General features: G+C 71.9%; 15 protein-coding genes and 1 riboswitch. Of the genes, 7 read left to right on the top strand and 8 right to left on the bottom strand.

Annotation, left to right across the window (positions count from 1 at the left end):
* Nucleotide 1: 1 nt before the first annotated feature.
* From RLT58_RS34140 to RLT58_RS34110, 7 genes are all read right to left on the bottom strand, one after another.
* Nucleotides 2–787, bottom strand: coding sequence for an ABC transporter ATP-binding protein (locus RLT58_RS34140; RefSeq protein WP_311314233.1), 786 nt, complete (start codon nucleotides 785–787; stop codon nucleotides 2–4).
* On the bottom strand, nucleotides 784–1,713 hold the full coding sequence (locus RLT58_RS34135) for a FecCD family ABC transporter permease (protein ID WP_311314735.1): 930 nt from the start codon (nucleotides 1,711–1,713) through the stop codon (nucleotides 784–786). The genes RLT58_RS34140 and RLT58_RS34135 overlap by 4 nt, the downstream gene beginning before the upstream one ends.
* 62 nt (nucleotides 1,714–1,775) lie before the next feature.
* Nucleotides 1,776–2,798 carry a FecCD family ABC transporter permease gene (locus tag RLT58_RS34130; RefSeq protein ID WP_311314232.1) on the bottom strand — a complete coding sequence of 341 codons (1,023 nt, stop codon included), beginning with the start codon at nucleotides 2,796–2,798 and terminating at the stop codon, nucleotides 1,776–1,778.
* Nucleotides 2,795–3,793: an ABC transporter substrate-binding protein gene (locus RLT58_RS34125; protein WP_311314231.1), complete on the bottom strand. Its 999-nt coding sequence runs from the start codon at nucleotides 3,791–3,793 to the stop codon at nucleotides 2,795–2,797. Before RLT58_RS34125 ends, RLT58_RS34130 begins: the two co-directional genes overlap by 4 nt.
* 103 nt (nucleotides 3,794–3,896) lie before the next feature.
* Nucleotides 3,897–4,748, bottom strand: coding sequence for a siderophore-interacting protein (locus RLT58_RS34120; protein ID WP_311314230.1), 852 nt, complete (start codon nucleotides 4,746–4,748; stop codon nucleotides 3,897–3,899).
* Nucleotides 4,745–4,984, bottom strand: a complete 240-nt coding sequence (locus RLT58_RS34115; RefSeq protein WP_311314229.1) for a phosphopantetheine-binding protein — start codon at nucleotides 4,982–4,984, stop codon at nucleotides 4,745–4,747. The genes RLT58_RS34120 and RLT58_RS34115 overlap by 4 nt, the downstream gene beginning before the upstream one ends.
* A gap of 180 nt (nucleotides 4,985–5,164) precedes the next feature.
* The gene (locus RLT58_RS34110; protein ID WP_311314228.1) at nucleotides 5,165–5,317 is read right to left on the bottom strand and encodes a hypothetical protein; all 153 of its coding nucleotides are present in this window, start codon (nucleotides 5,315–5,317) and stop codon (nucleotides 5,165–5,167) included.
* Nucleotides 5,318–5,536: 219 nt separating this feature from the next.
* On the opposite strand from RLT58_RS34110, the gene RLT58_RS34105 reads away from it, so the two are divergent.
* From RLT58_RS34105 to RLT58_RS34095, 3 genes are all read left to right on the top strand, one after another.
* On the top strand, nucleotides 5,537–6,367 hold the full coding sequence (locus RLT58_RS34105) for a 2,3-dihydro-2,3-dihydroxybenzoate dehydrogenase (protein ID WP_311314227.1): 831 nt from the start codon (nucleotides 5,537–5,539) through the stop codon (nucleotides 6,365–6,367).
* 71 nt (nucleotides 6,368–6,438) lie between these two features.
* A complete protein-coding gene (dhbC, locus tag RLT58_RS34100; protein WP_311314226.1) occupies nucleotides 6,439–7,635 on the top strand; it encodes an isochorismate synthase DhbC in 1,197 nt (398 codons plus the stop codon).
* Nucleotides 7,632–9,257: a (2,3-dihydroxybenzoyl)adenylate synthase gene (locus tag RLT58_RS34095; protein WP_311314225.1), complete on the top strand. Its 1,626-nt coding sequence runs from the start codon at nucleotides 7,632–7,634 to the stop codon at nucleotides 9,255–9,257. Before dhbC ends, RLT58_RS34095 begins: the two co-directional genes overlap by 4 nt.
* Nucleotides 9,258–9,281: 24 nt before the next feature.
* Here RLT58_RS34095 and RLT58_RS34090 read toward each other — a convergent pair whose 3' ends face one another.
* Nucleotides 9,282–10,703, bottom strand: coding sequence for a short-chain fatty acyl-CoA regulator family protein (locus RLT58_RS34090; protein ID WP_311314224.1), 1,422 nt, complete (start codon nucleotides 10,701–10,703; stop codon nucleotides 9,282–9,284).
* A 367-nt stretch (nucleotides 10,704–11,070) separates the two neighbouring features.
* On the opposite strand from RLT58_RS34090, the gene aceA reads away from it, so the two are divergent.
* From aceA to metE, 4 genes are all read left to right on the top strand, one after another.
* Nucleotides 11,071–12,360 carry an isocitrate lyase gene (gene aceA / locus RLT58_RS34085; protein WP_311314223.1) on the top strand — a complete coding sequence of 430 codons (1,290 nt, stop codon included), beginning with the start codon at nucleotides 11,071–11,073 and terminating at the stop codon, nucleotides 12,358–12,360.
* Nucleotides 12,361–12,462: 102 nt separating this feature from the next.
* Nucleotides 12,463–14,055, top strand: coding sequence for a malate synthase A (aceB, locus tag RLT58_RS34080; protein WP_311314222.1), 1,593 nt, complete (start codon nucleotides 12,463–12,465; stop codon nucleotides 14,053–14,055).
* Nucleotides 14,052–14,921 (top strand): 3-hydroxybutyryl-CoA dehydrogenase, encoded by an 870-nt coding sequence (locus RLT58_RS34075; RefSeq protein ID WP_311314221.1) that lies wholly within the window; start codon nucleotides 14,052–14,054, stop codon nucleotides 14,919–14,921. Before aceB ends, RLT58_RS34075 begins: the two co-directional genes overlap by 4 nt.
* A gap of 163 nt (nucleotides 14,922–15,084) precedes the next feature.
* A riboswitch (cobalamin riboswitch) is annotated at nucleotides 15,085–15,301 on the top strand.
* Nucleotides 15,302–15,462: 161 nt separating this feature from the next.
* Entirely contained in the window at nucleotides 15,463–17,781 is a 2,319-nt protein-coding gene (gene metE / locus RLT58_RS34070) for a 5-methyltetrahydropteroyltriglutamate--homocysteine S-methyltransferase (protein WP_311314220.1), read from the top strand.
* The last annotated feature ends 45 nt before the right edge of the window (nucleotides 17,782–17,826 follow it).

The following is a 17,826-nucleotide window of genomic DNA, read 5'->3' as shown; positions in this document are numbered from 1 at the left end:
CTTACTCTCCTTGAAGGGTGGGAACGATCATCGGTGTGCCGGTCACGGGGTCGGGGACGATGACGCTCGGCAGGTCGAAGACGTCCTTGATGAGGGCGGCGTCCACGATGTCCCCGGGGTCTCCCTCGGCGATCACCGTGCCGCCCTTCATGGCGATCAGGTGGTCGGCGAAGCGGCAGGCCTGGTTGATGTCGTGCAGGACCGCGACCACGGTGCGGCCCTCGTTGCGCAGCCTGGCCAGCAGGCCGAGCAGTTGGTACTGGTGGGTGATGTCCAGGAAGGACGTGGGTTCGTCCAGGAGCAGGTAGGGCGTCTGCTGGGCGAGGACCATGGCCATCCACACCCGTTGCCGCTGTCCGCCGGACAGTTCCTGCACGGGGCGTTCGCCGAGGTCCTCGACACCGGCGGCGGCCATCGCCTCGTCGACCGCCTCCTTGTCCTCGGCCGACCAGAGCGCCAGCATCGACTGGTGCGGGAACCGTCCCCGGCCCACCAGTTGGCGGACCTTGATGTCCTCGGGCGCCAGCGGGTCCTGCGGCAGGAAGCCGAGTTGTCTGGCCAGGGCCTTGGTGGCGTAGCCGCCGACCTCGCGTCCGTCGAGTTCCACCTGCCCGGAGGCCGGCCGGAGCAGCCGGACCAGTGCGCTCAACAGGGTTGATTTTCCGCAGGCGTTGGGGCCGACGATGGCGGTGAACGCCCCGTCGGGGATGTCGAGGCTGAGCCGTGTGGACACGACCCGGTCTCCGTAGCGCAGGGTGAGCTCCCGCGCTGTCAGGCGTGCGGTCACGCGCGCCTCACCTCCTTGGTCAGCAGCCAGATCAGATAGCAACCGCCGATCGCGGTGCTCACCACGCCGACGGGCAGCGCGACGGGCGCCAGCAGCATCTGGGCGATCAGGTCGGCGCCCTGGAGGAGCACCGCCCCGGTCAGCGCGGCCGGGAGCAGCGGCACTCCGGCCGCTCCGGCGAGCCTGCGCCCGATCTGCGGGGCGGCCAGCGCGATGAACGCGATCGGCCCGGCCACCGCCGTCACCGTGGCCGTGCAGCCGACGCCGACCAGCACCATGAGCAGCCGCAGCCGGTCGAGACCGACCCCGGTGGTGACGGCGACGGCGTCACCGAGGGAGGCCTGGTGCATGGCGTGGGCCCGTGCGGTCATCAGGATCAGCAGGACGGCGATGACCGCGAACGGGATGCCCAGGTCGTCCCAGCCCACACCGTTGAGCGAACCGGCGCTCCAGCCGACGGCGGCGATCGCCACCTCCAGCTCGGAGCGCAGCACGATCCATGAGTTGATCGCGGTCACCATCGCGTTGACCGCGATGCCGATCACCACCAGCCGCAGCCCGGAGAAGCCGTGTTCGAGCGAGAGCAGATAGATCGCGGCCGCGACGACGAGTCCGCCGAGCACCGAGCCGACGGCCAGTTGCGCGGAGGTGCCGGACAGGACGGTGATGGCGACCAGGGCTCCGGTGTAGGCGCCGGCGTCGAGGCCGATGACATCCGGGCTGCCCATCGGGTTGCGGGTGAGGTTCTGGAAGATCGCCCCCGCCACCCCGAGCGCGAGGCCGAAGACGACTCCGGCCAGCACGCGCGGCAGCCGCCAGTCCCGGATCACCACGGAGTGCTCCGAGCCGGTCAGCACGGCGAACACCCGGCTGGGGGACGACCATGACGCCCCGTAACACAGCCCCAGCAGGCCCAGGCCCAGCATCAGGGCGACGAGTACCACCACGAGGACCACCGTGCGGCGTTCGGTCCTCGGTCCGAGCGTCTTCACAGCGAACCAGCTCCGTAGCGGCGGACGGCCCAGATCAGCATGGGTCCGCCGAGGAAGGCGGTCACGATGGCCACCGGCACCTCGCCGGTGGGCAGCAGTACCCGGGAGGCGATGTCGGCGCCGAGCAGCAGGATCGGGCCCAGCACCATCGTGTAGAGGATGAGCCAGGGCACCGAGCCGGCCGCCGGCTTGCGGGCGAGGTGGGGCACGATCAGCCCGACGAACAGGATCGGTCCCGCGACGGCGGTCGCCGCCCCGCTGAGCACGGTGATCAGGACGAGGGCGGCGCCCCGGACCCGGCCCACGCTCGCGCCGAGCGTCTGGGCCACGCTCTCGCCCAGGGTGAGGGCGTTGAGCGCCCTGCTCAGCAGCACCGCCCCGAGCAGGCACACCCCGATCGCGGTCAACGGCAGCGCCAGCGGGGCCTGTTCGCGGCCGGCCAGCGAGCCGACCGACCAGAACCGGTAGGTGTCGAAGACATCCGGGAGCATCAGCCGCATGCCCAGCGCGACGCCGCCCAGGATCGCGGTGAGGGCGACCCCGGTGAGCACGAGGCGCAGGGGCGAGCGCTGTCCGACCGCGGCGACCAGCAGGGCCGCGAGGACGGAGCCGACGACCGCGAAGCCCAGTTCGCCCGCCTGGCCGGTGGCCAGGCCGAGCGCCGAGCCGACGGTGACGGCGAACCCGGCGCCCGCGGTGACGCCGAGGATGCCGGGCTCGGCCAGCGGATTGCGGGCGAGCGTCTGGATCAGGGAGCCGGCCACCGCGAGGGCGGCGCCGACCGCGACGGCCAGCAGCGCGCGCGGCGCCCGGACGTCGCGGACGATCACCTGGTCATCGGTCCCCCGGAAGTCCAGCAGTGCCCGCACGACTTCCGAGGGAGGAACGTGGCGGGCCCCGACGCCCATGCTCAGCACGGCGACGGCGGCCAGCAGGATCAGTCCGCCGACGAGCAGGCCGGCCTGCGGCACGGCCCGACGGGTTTTCGCCGCCCGGGGCGCGCGGCCCGCGACGGTCACCGCTTCAGCAGCGGAGCGAGCGACTCGTCGATCGCGTCCAGGGTCTTCAGCGCTTCCCCGTAGGTCGCCGCCTCGGTGTAGCGGAGCGGGAAGGTCTTGCCGGCCTTGACGGCGGGCAGGTTCTTCCAGAGCTTGGAGTCCAGGACGTACTGGACGGACTTCGGGACGCTGCCGTCGGCGTTGACCGAGTAGGTGATGGCGTCGGCCTCACGGAGCGCGGCCGGAAGCTCCTCGATGGAGGGGTACTCGCTGACCGCCTGCGAACCGGGGCCGGGCTTCTTGACCTTGCCGTAGTACTTCGCGCCGAGGTCCTCGGCGATGTTGGTGCCCCAGGAGCCGTTGAACTCGCGCTGGAAGGTGCCCTTGGCGGCGTCGCCGTACGCGCCGACGTGACCCAGCTTGAGCTTCGGCAGCACGCTCTTGTACTTGTCGGCCAGACCGGCGGCCTTGGTCTCGTACGTCTTCTTGGCGGCGTCGAACTGCTTGAGCGCGCCGGCGGCGTCGGACTGCTTGCGCGAGAGGTCGCGCCAGGCGGAGGGCAGGCTCGGACCGATGGCCACCACGGGAGCAATGGACTCCAGGCGCTTGACGTCGATGTCGGCGAGCACGGGGGCCGGCACGCCGATGACGATCAGATCGGGGTCGGCCTCGGCTACGGCCTCGTAGTTCGTCTCGGCCGCCTGCTCACCGGCCACCTTGGTGAGCTTCTTGTACGTGGCCAGGTCTTCCTTCGTCATCAGCGGCTCGCCGCGCTGCCACGACGAGATGCCGACCAGCGGCGCGTCGGCCTCGATCAGAGCGGGCACGGCGTAGCCGGTGGCCACCACACGCTTCGGGTGCGCCGGGATGGTGATCTTGCCGTTGTCCGCGGCGAACACCCGGGTCTTGGCCGTGTCCGAGGCGTCCGACCCCCCATCCGACGACGATCCGCATCCAGCCAGTACGAGGGCCAGCGAGAGGGCGCCGACCAGGCCGGACGATCTGCGTATGGACATTCCGTTACTCCTTGCTAGTTAGGTAAGGCTCACCTTAGTAGATGGCCTTTCGGCAGGACAACCAGGGAGTGACGGCTCGCGCCACTCCCCGTCCGGCCGTTGATCAGTGGTCGTCCTCGTCGAAGTCGGCGACGCCGCGCTTCCAGTAACCGGTGATGTCGTGGTCGGCCTTTTCCAGCCGCAGTTCGTCGCGGACCCAGCGGCGCAGCGGCTTGATCTGCCCCGCCTCGCCCGCGACCCACACATACATCCGCTCCCCCTCGGGCACGGTCACCCCGGTCACGGACCGCACCAGCAGATCGCCGGTGCCCGCCGGGAGTTCACCCCGGTGCAGCCAGCGCACCTCGACACCCTCGGGCGCGGAGAGCTCGATCTCCTCCGCCGCGTCGACGACCTCGATGAACGCCCAGCCCCTGGCGGTCCTGGGCAGCTCCTCGAGCCACCGGGCGATCGCGGGCAGTGCGGTGATGTCGCCCGCGAGCAGATAGCGGTCATAGGTGTGCGGGACGATCAGCCCGCCGGGCGGCCCGGCGACATGCATGGTGTCGCCCGGTTCGACCGCGGCCGCCCAGTCCGCGGCGAGGCCGCCTTCGTGCGCGGCGATGTCGATGTCGATCTCACCCGTGACCGGGTCGTAGCGGCGCACGGTGTATTCCCGCGAGGTGAGCGCCGGCCGGGGCCAGCGCAGCATCGTCCCGTTGCGCTCGGGCAGCCGCAGCGTGCCGTCCGGGTCCGGGAAGATCAGCTTCACATGCTCGTCGGGGGCGTGCGCCTCGAAACCCTGGGTGCCGGGGCCGCCCAGGGTCACCCGCAGCAGACCGGCGCCGACCGCGACGGTGCGGACGACCTCGGTCTCCCGGATGCCGATCGGGTAGCCGACCTTCTCGGCGTGGCGGCCCGCCCGGACCTCGGCGATCCGGTCCAGGTGCCGGCCCCGTTCGTCGACGCGGCTCATGCCGGATCACCCGTCAGAAGAGCGGTCCAGTGGGAGAGTTCGGGGAGTTCGAAGAGGTCGGGGAACTCCAGGCTCGTCGCTCCCGCCGCACGCCAGCGCTCGACCAGGACCATGATCCGCATCGAGTCCAGACCGAGGTCGACCAGATTGTCGTCGGCCCCGATCTCGTCGGGCTCGCAGCCGAGCAGCTCGGCTATGTCGGCCCGGATGCTCTCGGGCGACAACGTCTGACTCATGGAAGAACTCCTTCGGGGATGAGCACCGACGGGCACGGTGGACACGTCGGCGGTGGTGGTACGGAGCCATGGCGGCGGGCGGCGGGCAGGGGCGCCGGTGTCCGCGACGGGCCGGGGTGGGCGCCGCGAGAGCCTCACGGCGGGGCGGGGTGCGCCGGCCCCATGGCGGGCCCGCACGGTTCAGGCAGCGGGCCGGTCCGGGGGCCGCCGCCAAAAGGCGTCCGCCGACGGCGCGTTGGCACCGGACCGCGCCTCCTCGCGCGCCACCCTGCCGATGAGGCCTTCGACGGCCTCACGGTGCGGGCCGACGCCCTCCATGTTCCACACCGGCATGGACTTCCCCCCTCGGACCAAAGTAAGGCTAACCTAACACCGATCGCCGCCGGTCCGGGCGCCAGTGGACCGATATGTGACGGTTCGACCTCCACCCCTTCACATGCACCTCGCGTGACCCTCTGTCAGGCAGCCGGACACGCACCCCGGTTCACCCCCCACCTGCGCGATCACTCAAACTTAGGTTACCCTCACCTAACCAACCGCAGGAGGTTGCTCATGCCTGAGCACATACCGGAAAGAAACGGTGAATTCGACGGCCGCACCGCCCTGGTGACCGGTGCGGGACAAGGAATCGGCGCCGCTGTCGCCCAGCTGCTCGCCGCTCTCGGCGCCCGGGTGGCCGCCACCGACCGGGCACAGGACGGCATCGACGCCCTGGCCGCCGAGTGGGAGCGGCAGCAGTCGAAGAGGCCGGAGAACGAGCGGTCGGCCGGCCGTCTGGAGCCGTACGTGATGGACGTCACCGACCGCCCGTCGGTGGACCGCGTCGTGGCCCGTGCCGAACGTGAACTGGGCCCCATAGACGTGCTCGTGAACGTCGCGGGCATCCTGCGCACCGGACCGGCCGCCGAGCTCTCCGCGCGGGACTGGGCGGAGACGTTCCACGTGAACACGGACGGCGTCTTCCACGTCTCGCAGACCGTCGCCCCCCTCATGGCGGCCCGGGGAGGCGGCTGCGTCATCACCGTCGGCTCCAACGCCGCCGGGATCCCCCGCACCGGCATGGCCGCCTACGCCGCCTCCAAGGCTGCCGCGGCCATGTTCACCAAGTGTCTGGGGCTCGAACTCGCCGGCAGCGGCGTACGGTGCAACGTCGTCGCCCCCGGTTCCACCGACACGGCCATGCAACGCGCCCTGTGGACCGACCCGGGCGCCCGGCAGCGCGTCATCGACGGGGACCCGTCGACGTACCGCACGGGCATCCCGCTGGGCCGGATCGCCGAGCCCACCGACATCGCCGACGCCGTGGCCTTCCTCGCCTCGGACCGCGCCCGCCACATCACGCTCCAGGAGCTGTACGTCGACGGCGGCGCGACCCTGCGCTGAACCGCCCGCAGCCCTTCCGCACACCCCGATCCCTCGCACCCGCTGACGGGACCATCGAGAATGGAGTCCCCGTGTCGACGGCATCCCAAGTCGCCACGCACGAACCCCCGGCCCACCCGGCCATCGGAGCGGCCACCTCGCTTCTGGACGCCTACACGCCCGGCGCCCGCTTCCTCGCCACACCCCGGCACACGCTGCTGGCACACGGCACCGCACACCAGGTGCCGCACGGCGAGAGGCCCGTCGACGAACGGGTGGCCGACACCCTGGCCGATGCCGTCGCCGCCGGACAGAAATCGCCCGTGGTGATCGGGGCCATCCCCTTCGACCACACGGCTCCGGCCGCCCTGAGCGTGCCGGCCGTGCTGCGCACCGCCCCGCCCCTGGCCTCCGACCCGCTCGTCGCGCTGCCCGCGGCCGCACCCGGCCCGGTGGACTGGCACATACGCCCGGTCCCGGAGCCCGAGGTCTACGCGGCGGGCGTCGCCTCCGCCGTGGAGCGCATGTGGCGCGGCGAGTTCAGCAAGGTCGTCCTGGCCCGCACCCTGGAACTCACCTCCCCCTCCCCCGTCGATCTGCCCGCCATGCTGCAACGGCTGGCCCGCCGCGATCCCTCCGGCTACACCTTCGCGCTGCCGACCGGGCCCACCCGCACACTGATCGGCGCCAGCCCCGAACTGCTCGTCTCCAGACGGGGGCAGCGGGTGGTGGCCAATCCGCTCGCCGGCTCCGCCCCGCGCAGCGCGGATCTGGCCGAGGACGTCCGCCGCGCCGCCGCCCTCCTGGAGTCCGTCAAGGACCTCCACGAGCACGCGGTCGTCGTGGACGCGGTCCATCAGGCCCTCGCCCCGCACTGCTCCGAGCTGACCGTGCCGTCCCGGCCGACCCTGATCCGCACCGCCACCATGTGGCACCTGTCCACCACGGTCACCGGCACCCTCGCCACCCCCGACGTCTCGGCGCTGACCCTCGCCTGCGCCCTGCACCCCACGCCCGCCGTGTGCGGCACACCGACGACGACGGCCCGTCAGATCCTGACGGAGACCGAGCCGTTCGACCGCGGGTACTTCACCGGCATCGTCGGCTGGGGCGACGACCGGGGCGACGGCGAGTGGGTCGTCACGATCCGCTGCGCCGAGGCCGAGGAGCGCACGCTGCGCCTGTACGCCGGCGCCGGCATCGTCGCCGCGTCCGAACCGGAGGCCGAGACCGCCGAGACGGCGGCCAAGTTCCGCACCTTCCTGAGCGCCGTGGGAGCCGAGCTGTGAGTACGGACGCCGCCCCCACCTGGCCCGCCGACTTCGCGGAGAAATACCGGGCGGCCGGCTGGTGGCGCGGGGAGACCTTCGGCTCCGTGCTCCGGGAGCGGGCCCTGGCCCACCCGGACCGCACCGCCGTGGTCGATCCCGTCGCCGGAACCCGCTGGAGCTACGCGGAGCTGGACGGCCGCGCCGACCGGCTGGCGGCGGGGTTCGTGGCCCGGGGCATCACCAAGGGCGACAAGGTGGTGGTCCAACTCCCCAATGCGGCCGCGTTCTTCGAGGTGATCTTCGCGCTCTTCCGGATCGGCGCGCTGCCCGTCTTCGCACTGCCCGCGCACCGCGAGACGGAGATCGCGTACTTCTGCGAGTTCACCGAGGCGGTCGCCTATGTGATCCCGGCCGAGCACGGCGGGTACGACTACCGCGAGCTGGCGGCGAAGACCCGCGCCCGGGTGGGCACGCTGAAGCATGTGTTCGTCGCCGGCGGGGAACCCGGCGACTTCGAGTCGCTGGACCGGGTGCATCAGGAGCCGGTCGAGCTCGACGGCCCCCGCCCGGACGATCTGGCCTTCCTCCAGCTCTCCGGCGGCAGCACCGGCGTACCGAAGCTGATCCCGCGCACGCACGACGACTACATCTACTCGCTGCGCGGCTCGAACGAGATCTGCGAGGTGGACGAGAACAGCGTCTATCTCTGTGTGCTGCCCGCGGGACACAACTTCCCGCTGTCCTCGCCCGGTTCGCTCGGCGCGCTGTACGCCGGGGCCCGGGTGGTGCTGTGTCCGCAGCCCTCCCCCGAGGCGGCCTTCCCGCTGATCGAGCGCGAAGGCGTGACGATCACCGGCCTGGTACCGCCGCTGGCGCTGCTGTGGACCCAGGCGGCCGCCCGGACCACGCACGACCTCGGCAGCCTGGACGTCCTGCTCGTGGGCGGGGCCAAATTCAGCGAGGAGGCGGCCCGGCGGGTGCGCCCCGCGCTCGGCTGCCGGCTCCAGCAGGTCTTCGGGATGGCCGAGGGGCTGGTCAACTACACCCGGCTGGACGACCCGTACGAGACCGTGGTCACCACCCAGGGGCGGCCCATCTCGCCGGACGACGAGATCCTCGTCGTCGACGACGAGGACCGCGAGGTCGCACCGGGCGGGACGGGCCACCTGCTGACCCGGGGGCCGTACACCATCCGGGGCTACTGGAACGCGCCCGAGCACAACGCCCGTTCGTTCACCGAGGACGGCTTCTACCGCACGGGCGATGTCGTCCGCACCACGCCCACCGGCCATCTCGTGGTCGAGGGACGGGCCAAGGACCAGATCAACCGGGGCGGGGAGAAGATCGCGGCCGAGGAGGTGGAGAATCACCTCCTCGCCCACCCGGCGGTGCACGACGCCAACGTGGTGGCGGAGCCCGATCCGTATCTGGGCGAACGCATCTGCGCCTATGTGATCCTGCGCCCGGACGCGGAACCGCTGAAGACGCTCGCGGTCAAACAGTTCGTACGGGAACGGGGCCTGGCGGCCTACAAGGTGCCGGACCGGGTCGAGTTCGTCCAGGAGTTCCCGCAGACGGGGGTCGGCAAGGTCTCCAAGAAGGACCTGCGCAACGCGGCGGCCCGCACCGGGTCGGCGTGACGGAGCCCGGCTCCCTGGCAGCGGTCAGGGAGCCGGGCTCGCCGCGTTCTCGGTCACCGGGTACGGGATGAACGTGCTGCTGTTCTCGTCGATCGCCAGCGTGCGGTCCAGCGGGGGCACCGCCCGCTGGGGGCAGTCCGTGCGTTCGCACAGGCGGCAGCCCATGCCGATGGGAACGGCGGAGGCGGCGTTGCCGAGGTCGAGGCCGTCGGAGTAGACGAGCCGGGAGGCGTGCCGGATCTCGCAGCCGAGCCCGATGGCGAAGGTCTTGCCGGGCTCCCCCCAGCCGCCCCGGTGACGGGTGAGGGCGCGGGCCGTCCACAGATAGCGCTGCCCGTCCGGCATGGCGGCGACCTGCACATGGATGCGGCCGGGTGCGGCGAACGCCTCGTAGACGTTCCACAGCGGGCAGGTGCCGCCCGCCCGGGAGAAGTGGAACGCGGTGGCGGACTGGCGTTTGGACATGTTGCCCGCCCGGTCGACCCGGACGAAGGAGAACGGCACCCCGCGCAGCCGGGGCCGTTGCAGCGTGCTGAGGCGGTGGCAGACCGTCTCGTAGCCGAGGCCGAAGTGGTCGGTCAGCCGCTCGATGTCGTAGCGGAACTCCTCCGCCGCCGTGTGGAAGCGGCCGTACGGCAGGATCAGCGCGGCGGCGAAGTAGTTGGCGATGCCGATCCGGGCCAGCGACCAGGCGGCGGAGTCCTGCTCGAAGTCCTCCGAGGCGAGCGCGGCGAGCCCGTCCCCGTACTCCAGAAGCGCGAGCTGGGTGGCCATCCGGAAGGCCTGCTGGCCGGGGCGCAGCCGGGCGGAGAGGTGCAGGACCCGGGCCGCCGGGTCGTAGTGGTGCAGGAGCCGGCCCGCGTCGGCGGCCAGGCGGACACCGTGGTGCTCGGTGAGACGGGCGGAGAGCGCGCGGACGACTTCGCCGGGGCGGACCCCGATCCCGGCGGCGAGTTCCTCGGCGGCGTGGTCGGCCTCGTCCAGGTAGTTCTGGCGCCGGTAGAAGAACTCGCGGATCTCCTCGTGCGCGGAGCGCGGTGTCGCCACCACTCCGCTCCCCCGGCCCTCGACGGTTTCGGAGAGCTGCTCGCTGAGGTGCTGGTTGCGCCGGCCGAGCTCCACCAGGACGGTCGCCACGGCGGGCATGCGCGAGGCCAGGTCAGCGAGGTCGGAGGCGGACACCCGGCCCGCGGTGACCTCGCCGGTGAGGGCGTCGCGCAGGTCGGCCACCAGCCGGCTGGTGTCCCGCTCGGAGAAGAAGCCGGGGTCGACGCCGAACTCCTCCGTCAGGCGCAGCAGTACGGGCACGGTCAGCGGCCGGGAGTCGTGCTCCATCTGGTTGAGGTAGCTGGGCGAGATGGCGAGGACCCGGGCCAGTTCGGCCTGGCTCATCCGCCGCTCCTCGCGCAGGCGTCGCAGCCGCGCCCCTGCGTACGTCTTGCTCATCCCTCGCTCCTGTCCCGCTGCGGCCGACGACCGCTCGCTCGTCATGCTAACCGCGAAGACCTTCGCCGGAGCATTAACAACCTTTGCATTTCCGCGCGGAAAGATGCGCAGAAGTTGGCAGACGTCCACGCTTGCTGGCACTGCGTGCCACTGCCAGAGTCGTACTGCGGCCCGCCGGACCCCGGCGGCCGGCCGGGGGCCCGGGACACGATTCATACCCTGACGTCGGAGTTCCCGGGCCTTTCGGCCCGCAGCCTCGGCAACATTGCCGCTGATTGCCCATCCATGGGACCGGCGGGCCGCACCCTCGGACATCACAGGCACTGAGTGCCATGCTGTTGGCATAGTTCACCACTGGGAGACGGTCATGACGCAGGCAGGGACGACACAGGAATCAGCCCAGGAGCTGGCCCGGCGATGGGCCACCGACCCCCGGTGGAAGGGCATCGAGCGCACCTACACCGCCGAGGACGTCGTCCGGCTCTCCGGCAGCGTCCGGGAGGAGCACACCCTGGCCCGCCGAGGCGCCGAGCGGCTGTGGCGCCGGCTGCACGAGCAGGACTACATCCACGCGCTCGGCGCCCTGACCGGTGGCCAGGCGGTGCAGCAGGTGAAGGCGGGGCTGCAGGCGATCTACCTGTCCGGATGGCAGGTGGCCGCCGACGCGAACCAGTCCGGGCACACCTATCCCGACCAGTCGCTCTACCCGGTCAACTCGGTGCCCCAGGTGGTCCGCCGTATCAACAACGCCCTGCTGCGCGCCGACCAGATCGCCACCGCCGAGGGCGGGAGCGACACCACCGACTGGCTGGCGCCGATCGTCGCGGACGCCGAGGCAGGCTTCGGCGGACCGCTCAACGCCTTCGAGCTGACCAAGGCGATGATCGCCGCGGGTGCGGCCGGCATCCACTACGAGGACCAGCTCGCCTCCGAGAAGAAGTGCGGCCACCTCGGCGGCAAGGTCCTCGTGCCCACCGCCCAGCACATCCGCACCCTGAACGCCGCCCGCCTCGCCGCCGACATCGCCGATGTGCCCACGCTCGTGGTGGCCCGCACCGACGCTCTCGCCGCGAACCTGCTGACCAGCGACGTCGACGAGCGCGACGCGCGGTTCGTCACCGGCGAGCGGACCGCCGAGGGCTTCTACCGGGTCGAGAACGGCATGGCGCCCGTCATCGCGCGCGGCCTCGCCTACGCCCCGTACGCCGACCTGATCTGGGTGGAGACCGGCACCCCGGACCTCGCCCAGGCGCGCGAGTTCGCCGAGGCGATCCACGCCGAGCACCCGGACCAGATGCTCGCGTACAACTGCTCGCCCTCCTTCAACTGGAAGGCGGCGCTGGACGACGACCAGATCGCGAAGTTCCAGCGCGAGCTGGGCGCGATGGGCTACCGCTTCCAGTTCATCACCCTGGCCGGCTTCCACTCGCTCAACCACGGCATGTTCGACCTGGCGCACGGCTACGCCGAGCACGGCATGACCGCGTATGTCGACCTCCAGGAGCGGGAGTTCGCCGCCCAGAAGGACGGGTTCACCGCGGTCAGGCACCAGCGCGAGGTCGGCACCGGCTACTTCGACCAGATCTCCACCGCCGTCAACCCGGCCTCCTCGACGACCGCGCTGACCGGGTCGACCGAGGAACAGCAGTTCCACTAGCCCCAAGCGTCCCTCACCCCCTTTCCACCGCCCCAGCGTCCAGGCCGGGCGCCCGGCCCCATCGTGCTCCGGCGCCCGGCCGCGCATGCCGAGGAGACCCGCATGCCTCTCTCCGCTCCGACCGCTCCCGCTCAGGTCCTCGGCGCTCCGGGTGACCGCCACGACGAGATCCTCACGCCCGCCGCCCTGGAGTTCGTCGCCCGACTCGTCGACGCCTTCGCGGACCGCCGCCCGGCCGTCCTGAAGGAGCGCCGCCGGGTGGCGGCCCGGCTGGCCTCCGGCTCGCCGTTCGACTTCTCCCTCGTCTCCGCGGGCATCCGCGCGGACGACTCCTGGCGGGTGGCGCCACCCGCGCCCGGGCTGACCGACCGGCGGGTGGAGATCACCGCGCCGCCGGAGCGCCGGACGGCCGTCGACGCGCTCAACTCGGGCGCGCAGGTGTGGATGGCCGACTTCGAGGACGCGACCGCGCCCACCTGGGACAACATCGTCGGCGGCCAGCTGACCCTGCTGGACGCCGCCGAGCGCAGGCTCGACTTCACCACCGCCGGGGGCAGGCGGTACCGGCTGGACGAGCGGACCGCGACCGTCGTCGTCCGTCCGCGCGGCTGGCATCTGCTCGAAGAGCATCTGCACATCGGCGGACGTCCCGCCCCGGCGGCCCTCGTCGACTTCGGGCTCTACTTCTTCCACTGCGCACAGCGGCAGATCGACGCGGGCCGGGGTCCGTACTTCTACCTGCCCAAGCTGGAGAACCGCGACGAGGCGCGGCTGTGGAACGACGTGTTCGTCCTCGCGCAGGAACTCCTCGGCATCCCGCGCGGCACCGTCCGCGCCACCGTCCTGATCGAGACCGTCACGGCCGCCGTCGCGATGGAGGAGATCCTCTACGAGCTGCGCGAGCACAGCGCCGGGCTCAACGCGGGCCGCTGGGACTACCTCTTCAGCCTCATCAAGACCTTCGGCCACCGCACGGACTTCCTGCTGCCCGACCGGGGCCAGGTCACCATGACCGCCCCCTTCATGCGCGCCTGCACCGAGCTGCTCGTGCGCACCTGCCACCGGCGGGGCGCGCACGCCATCGGCGGCATGGCCGCCCAGGTGCCGGGCGAGGACCCGGAGGCCCACCGGGCCACGCTCGCCGCGGTGCGTCTGGACAAGGAGCGCGAGGCCGAGGACGGCTTCGACGGCTCGTGGGTCGCCCACCCCGGACTCGTCCCGGTCTGCCGCGAGGTCTTCGACGGGGTGCTCGGATCGCGGCCGCACCAGATCGAACGCACCCGGAGCGACGTCGAGGTGACGGCGGCTCAGCTCATCTCGGTCCGGCGCGTCAGCGCGCCGCCCACGCCGGAAGGGGTGCGGACCAATGTCGCGGTGGCCGTGCGCTACTTCGCCGCCTGGCTGCGCGGTCAGGGTGCGGTCGCGCTGTACGGGGTGATGGAGGACGCCGCCACGGCCGAGATTGCCCGCGTCCAGATCTGGCAGTGGCTGCGCCACCGGGTCATCGAGCGAGGGACGGTGACGGAGCTGCTGGAGGACGAGCTCGCCGCCCTGGGCGCGGAGTACCCGTGGGCTCCTCTCGACGAGATCCGCGCGCTCTTCGAACGGACCGCCCTGGCCCGGGAACTGCCGGACTTCTTCACTGCGGACGCCTACACCCGTCATCTCGTGCACCGCCCGGAAGGACAGTCATGAACGGCGACATCCGACGCATCGGAGTGGTGGGCGGCGGGCAGATGGGTGCCGGGATCGCCGAGGTGTGTGCCCGCGCCGGCCTGGACACCGTCGTGTGCGAGGCGGATGCCACCGCCGCCCGGGCCGCCCGCGAACGTGTGGCCGTCTCCCTCGGACGCGCGGTGCGGCGGGGCAAGCTGGACCGGGTGAGCGCCGAGGACGCCCTCGCCCGGATGATCTTCACCGGCAGCCTGGACGACCTGGCCGACCGTCAGCTCGTCGTCGAGGCCGTCGTGGAGAACACCGAGGTGAAGACGGAGATCTTCGCGGCCCTCGACAAGATCGTCGAGGACCCCGGGGCCGTGCTCGCCACCAACACCTCCTCCATCCCCGTGATGCGGCTGGGCATGGCCACCGGGCGCGCCGACCGCGTGCTGGGACTGCACTTCTTCAACCCGGCCCCCGTCCTGCCCCTGGTGGAGGTGGTCTCCTCGCTGCACACCTCCGGGGAGGTCATCGCCTCCGTACGGCACTTCGCCGAGCACACCCTCGGCAAGACGGTCGTCCGGTCTCAGGACCGGGCGGGGTTCGTCGTCAACGCCCTGCTCATCCCCTACCTCCTCGCCGCGATCCGGATGGCGGAGTCGGGGTTCGCCACGGCCGCCGATGTGGACGCGGGCATGGAGCTGGGCTGCGCGCACCCGATGGGACCGCTGAAGCTCGCCGATCTGATCGGCCTGGACACGGTCGCCTCCATCGCCGCATCCCTCTACGACGAATTCAAGGAACCCCTGTACGCCCCGCCGCCGCTGCTCCAGCGCATGGTGGAGGCGGGGCTGCTGGGCCGCAAGAGCGGCCGGGGGTTCCACCTGTACGACCGGGGCTGAGGGGCCCGGGTCCACCGCCGGGCCGAGGGGCCCGCGGTGCTGTGGAGAGGGGCGTACGGCGGCAAGGGATCCGTCGTACGCCCCCTCGGCGTGCCCGGCCCCCGGCGTCTCATTCCATGTTCCGGAATGTGAACAGTGGCGTGGCGGGGGTGGCACACCCTCTAGGGTGGTCCGTGCAGCTGGTTCGCCCTGTCCGCCAGGCAGGAGCGTCGTAAGAGGGAACCCGGTGGGAATCCGGGACTGCCCCGCAGCGGTGAGTGGGAACGACCGCCGTCATCAGCACTGGATCCGCCCGGATCCGGGAAGCGACGGCCAGTAGGAGTCTGCCCCGGCAGACGTGCCCGCGAGTCCGAAGACCTGCCCGTTGCCCGCACACGACCATTCGTGTGCGGATATCCCGGTGACCTCGTGGGCGGGTCGGCGTACACATCAGACGGAGAGACCGCACCGTACGGGTGCCGGAATCCGTCCGGTTCGTCATCCCTTCGCGTCCGCGTCCCGTCCCGGGATGTTCAGGAGTCATCTCGCGAAGGAGATTTCCGTGACAGCGAAGCCCGCAGCCGCGGCAGCACGAGCCACCGTGTACGGCTACCCCCGCCAGGGTCCGAACCGGGAACTGAAGAAGGCCATCGAGGGCTACTGGAAGGGCCGGGTCACCGCCGACGCCCTCCGGGAGACGGCGGCCGGTCTGCGCCGCTCCCACTGGCGGCAGCTGGCCGACGCCGGTGTCCACGAGGTGCCCACCGGTGACTTCTCGTACTACGACCACGTCCTGGACACCAGCGTCATGGTCGGTGCGATCCCGCCCCGGCACCGCGAGGCCGTCGCCTCCGACGCGCTCGACGGGTACTTCGCGATGGCCCGCGGGACCCAGGACGTGGCTCCGCTGGAGATGACCAAGTGGTTCGACACCAACTACCACTACCTCGTCCCCGAACTCGGCCCGGACACCGTCTTCACCGCCGACTCCGCCAGGCAGGTCACCGAGCTGAGGGAAGCCCTCGCGCTCGGCCACACCGCCCGCCCGGTGCTCGTCGGCCCTGTCACGTATCTGCTGCTGGCCAAGCCCGCCCCCGGGGTGGCCGCCGACTTCGAACCGCTCACCCTGCTCGACCGGCTGCTGCCGGTCTACGCGGAGGTGCTCGCCGATCTGCGGGCCGCCGGCGCGGAGTGGGTACAGCTCGACGAGCCCGCCCTGGTCCAGGACCGGACGCCGGCCGAGCTGAACGCCGCCGCCCGCACCTACCGTGACCTCGGCGCGCTGACCGACCGTCCCAAGCTGCTCGTCGCCTCCTACTTCGACCGGCTCGGGGAGGCGCTGCCCGTCCTGGCGAAGGCCCCGGTCGAGGGCCTGGCGCTGGACTTCACCGACGAGGCGGCCGCCAACCTGGACGACCTCGCCGCCGTCGGCGGACTGCCCGGCAAGCGGCTCGTCGCCGGTGTGGTCAACGGCCGCAACATCTGGATCAACGACTACGAGAAGTCCCTGGCGACGCTCGCGACACTCCTCGGCCTCGCCGACCGGGTCGATGTGGCCGCCTCCTGCTCCCTGCTGCACGTCCCGCTGGACACCGCGCCCGAGAAGGACATCGACCCGCAGATCCTTCGCTGGCTGGCCTTCGCCAGGCAGAAGACCGCCGAGGTCGTCACGCTGGCCAGGGGGCTGGCCCAGGGCACCGGCGCGGTGACCGCCGAGATCGCCGCCAACCGCGCCGACCTCGCCTCCCGCGCCCACTCCCCGATCACCCGCGACCCTGCCGTGCGCGCCCGTGCCGCCGCGATCACCGACGCGGACGGCCGGCGTTCCCAGCCGTACAGCGAGCGCGCCGCCGCCCAGCGGGCGCACCTGCGGCTGCCGGTGCTGCCGACGACCACCATCGGCTCCTTCCCGCAGACCGGTGAACTGCGCACCGCCCGCGCCGACCTGCGGGCCGGCCGGATCGGCACAGCCGGTTACGAGGAGCGGATCAAGGCCGAGATCGGCGAGGTCATCTCGTTCCAGGAGAAGACCGGCATCGACGTCCTGGTGCACGGCGAGCCCGAGCGCAACGACATGGTGCAGTACTTCGCCGAGCAGCTCACCGGCTACCTCGCCACCCAGCACGGCTGGGTCCAGTCGTACGGCACCCGCTACGTCCGCCCGCCGGTGCTGGCGGGCGACATCTCCCGCCCCGAGCCGATGACGGTGCGCTGGACCTCGTACGCGCAGTCGCTGACCGACCGTCCGGTCAAGGGCATGCTCACCGGGCCCGTCACCATGCTCGCCTGGTCCTTCGTCCGCGACGACCAGCCGCTCGGCGACACCGCCCGGCAGGTCGCGCTCGCCCTGCGGGACGAGGTCGACGACCTGGAGGCGAACGGCACCTCGGTGATCCAGGTCGACGAGCCGGCGCTGCGCGAGACCCTGCCGCTGCGCGCCGCCGACCACGCGGCCTACCTGGACTGGGCCACCGAGTCCTTCCGCCTCACCACCAGCGGGGTGCGGCCGGACACCCAGATCCACACCCACATGTGCTACGCGGAGTTCGGCGACATCGTCCAGGCCATCGACGACCTCGACGCCGATGTCATCAGCCTGGAGGCCGCCCGCTCCCACATGCAGGTCGCCCGCGAGCTCGCCGCCCACGGCTACCCGCGCGAGGCCGGTCCCGGCGTGTACGACATCCACTCGCCGCGCGTGCCCGGCGCGGACGAGGCCGCTGCCCTGCTCCGCAAGGGGCTGAAGGCCATCCCCGCCGAGCGCCTGTGGGTCAACCCCGACTGCGGCCTGAAGACCCGCGGCTGGCCCGAGACCAGGGCGTCGCTGGAGAACCTGGTCACCGCGGCCCGTACCGTGCGCGCCGAACTCCCGTCCTCCTGACCGGGAGGTGACCGGGCAGTGACCGGCCGGCCGGGGCGCCTGTGC

Source organism: Streptomyces sp. ITFR-16 (assembly GCF_031844705.1).
Lineage (GTDB): Bacteria > Actinomycetota > Actinomycetes > Streptomycetales > Streptomycetaceae > Streptomyces.
This window is presented reverse-complemented; position numbering and strand designations above follow the sequence as displayed.

What these genes read in the sequence shown, in the direction of transcription:
- RLT58_RS34135 (WP_311314735.1), bottom strand. Translation starts at nt 1,713, where the DNA reads ATGCTGGGCCTGGGCCTGCTGGGGCTGTGTTACGGGGCGTCATGGTCG.
- RLT58_RS34125 (WP_311314231.1), bottom strand. Translation starts at nt 3,793, where the DNA reads ATGTCCATACGCAGATCGTCCGGCCTGGTCGGCGCCCTCTCGCTGGCC.
- RLT58_RS34120 (WP_311314230.1), bottom strand. Translation starts at nt 4,748, where the DNA reads ATGAGCCGCGTCGACGAACGGGGCCGGCACCTGGACCGGATCGCCGAG.
- RLT58_RS34115 (WP_311314229.1), bottom strand. Translation starts at nt 4,984, where the DNA reads ATGAGTCAGACGTTGTCGCCCGAGAGCATCCGGGCCGACATAGCCGAG.
- RLT58_RS34110 (WP_311314228.1), bottom strand. Translation starts at nt 5,317, where the DNA reads ATGCCGGTGTGGAACATGGAGGGCGTCGGCCCGCACCGTGAGGCCGTC.
- RLT58_RS34105 (WP_311314227.1), top strand. Translation starts at nt 5,537, where the DNA reads ATGCCTGAGCACATACCGGAAAGAAACGGTGAATTCGACGGCCGCACC.
- RLT58_RS34090 (WP_311314224.1), bottom strand. Translation starts at nt 10,703, where the DNA reads ATGAGCAAGACGTACGCAGGGGCGCGGCTGCGACGCCTGCGCGAGGAG.
- aceA (WP_311314223.1), top strand. Translation starts at nt 11,071, where the DNA reads ATGACGCAGGCAGGGACGACACAGGAATCAGCCCAGGAGCTGGCCCGG.
- aceB (WP_311314222.1), top strand. Translation starts at nt 12,463, where the DNA reads ATGCCTCTCTCCGCTCCGACCGCTCCCGCTCAGGTCCTCGGCGCTCCG.
- RLT58_RS34075 (WP_311314221.1), top strand. Translation starts at nt 14,052, where the DNA reads ATGAACGGCGACATCCGACGCATCGGAGTGGTGGGCGGCGGGCAGATG.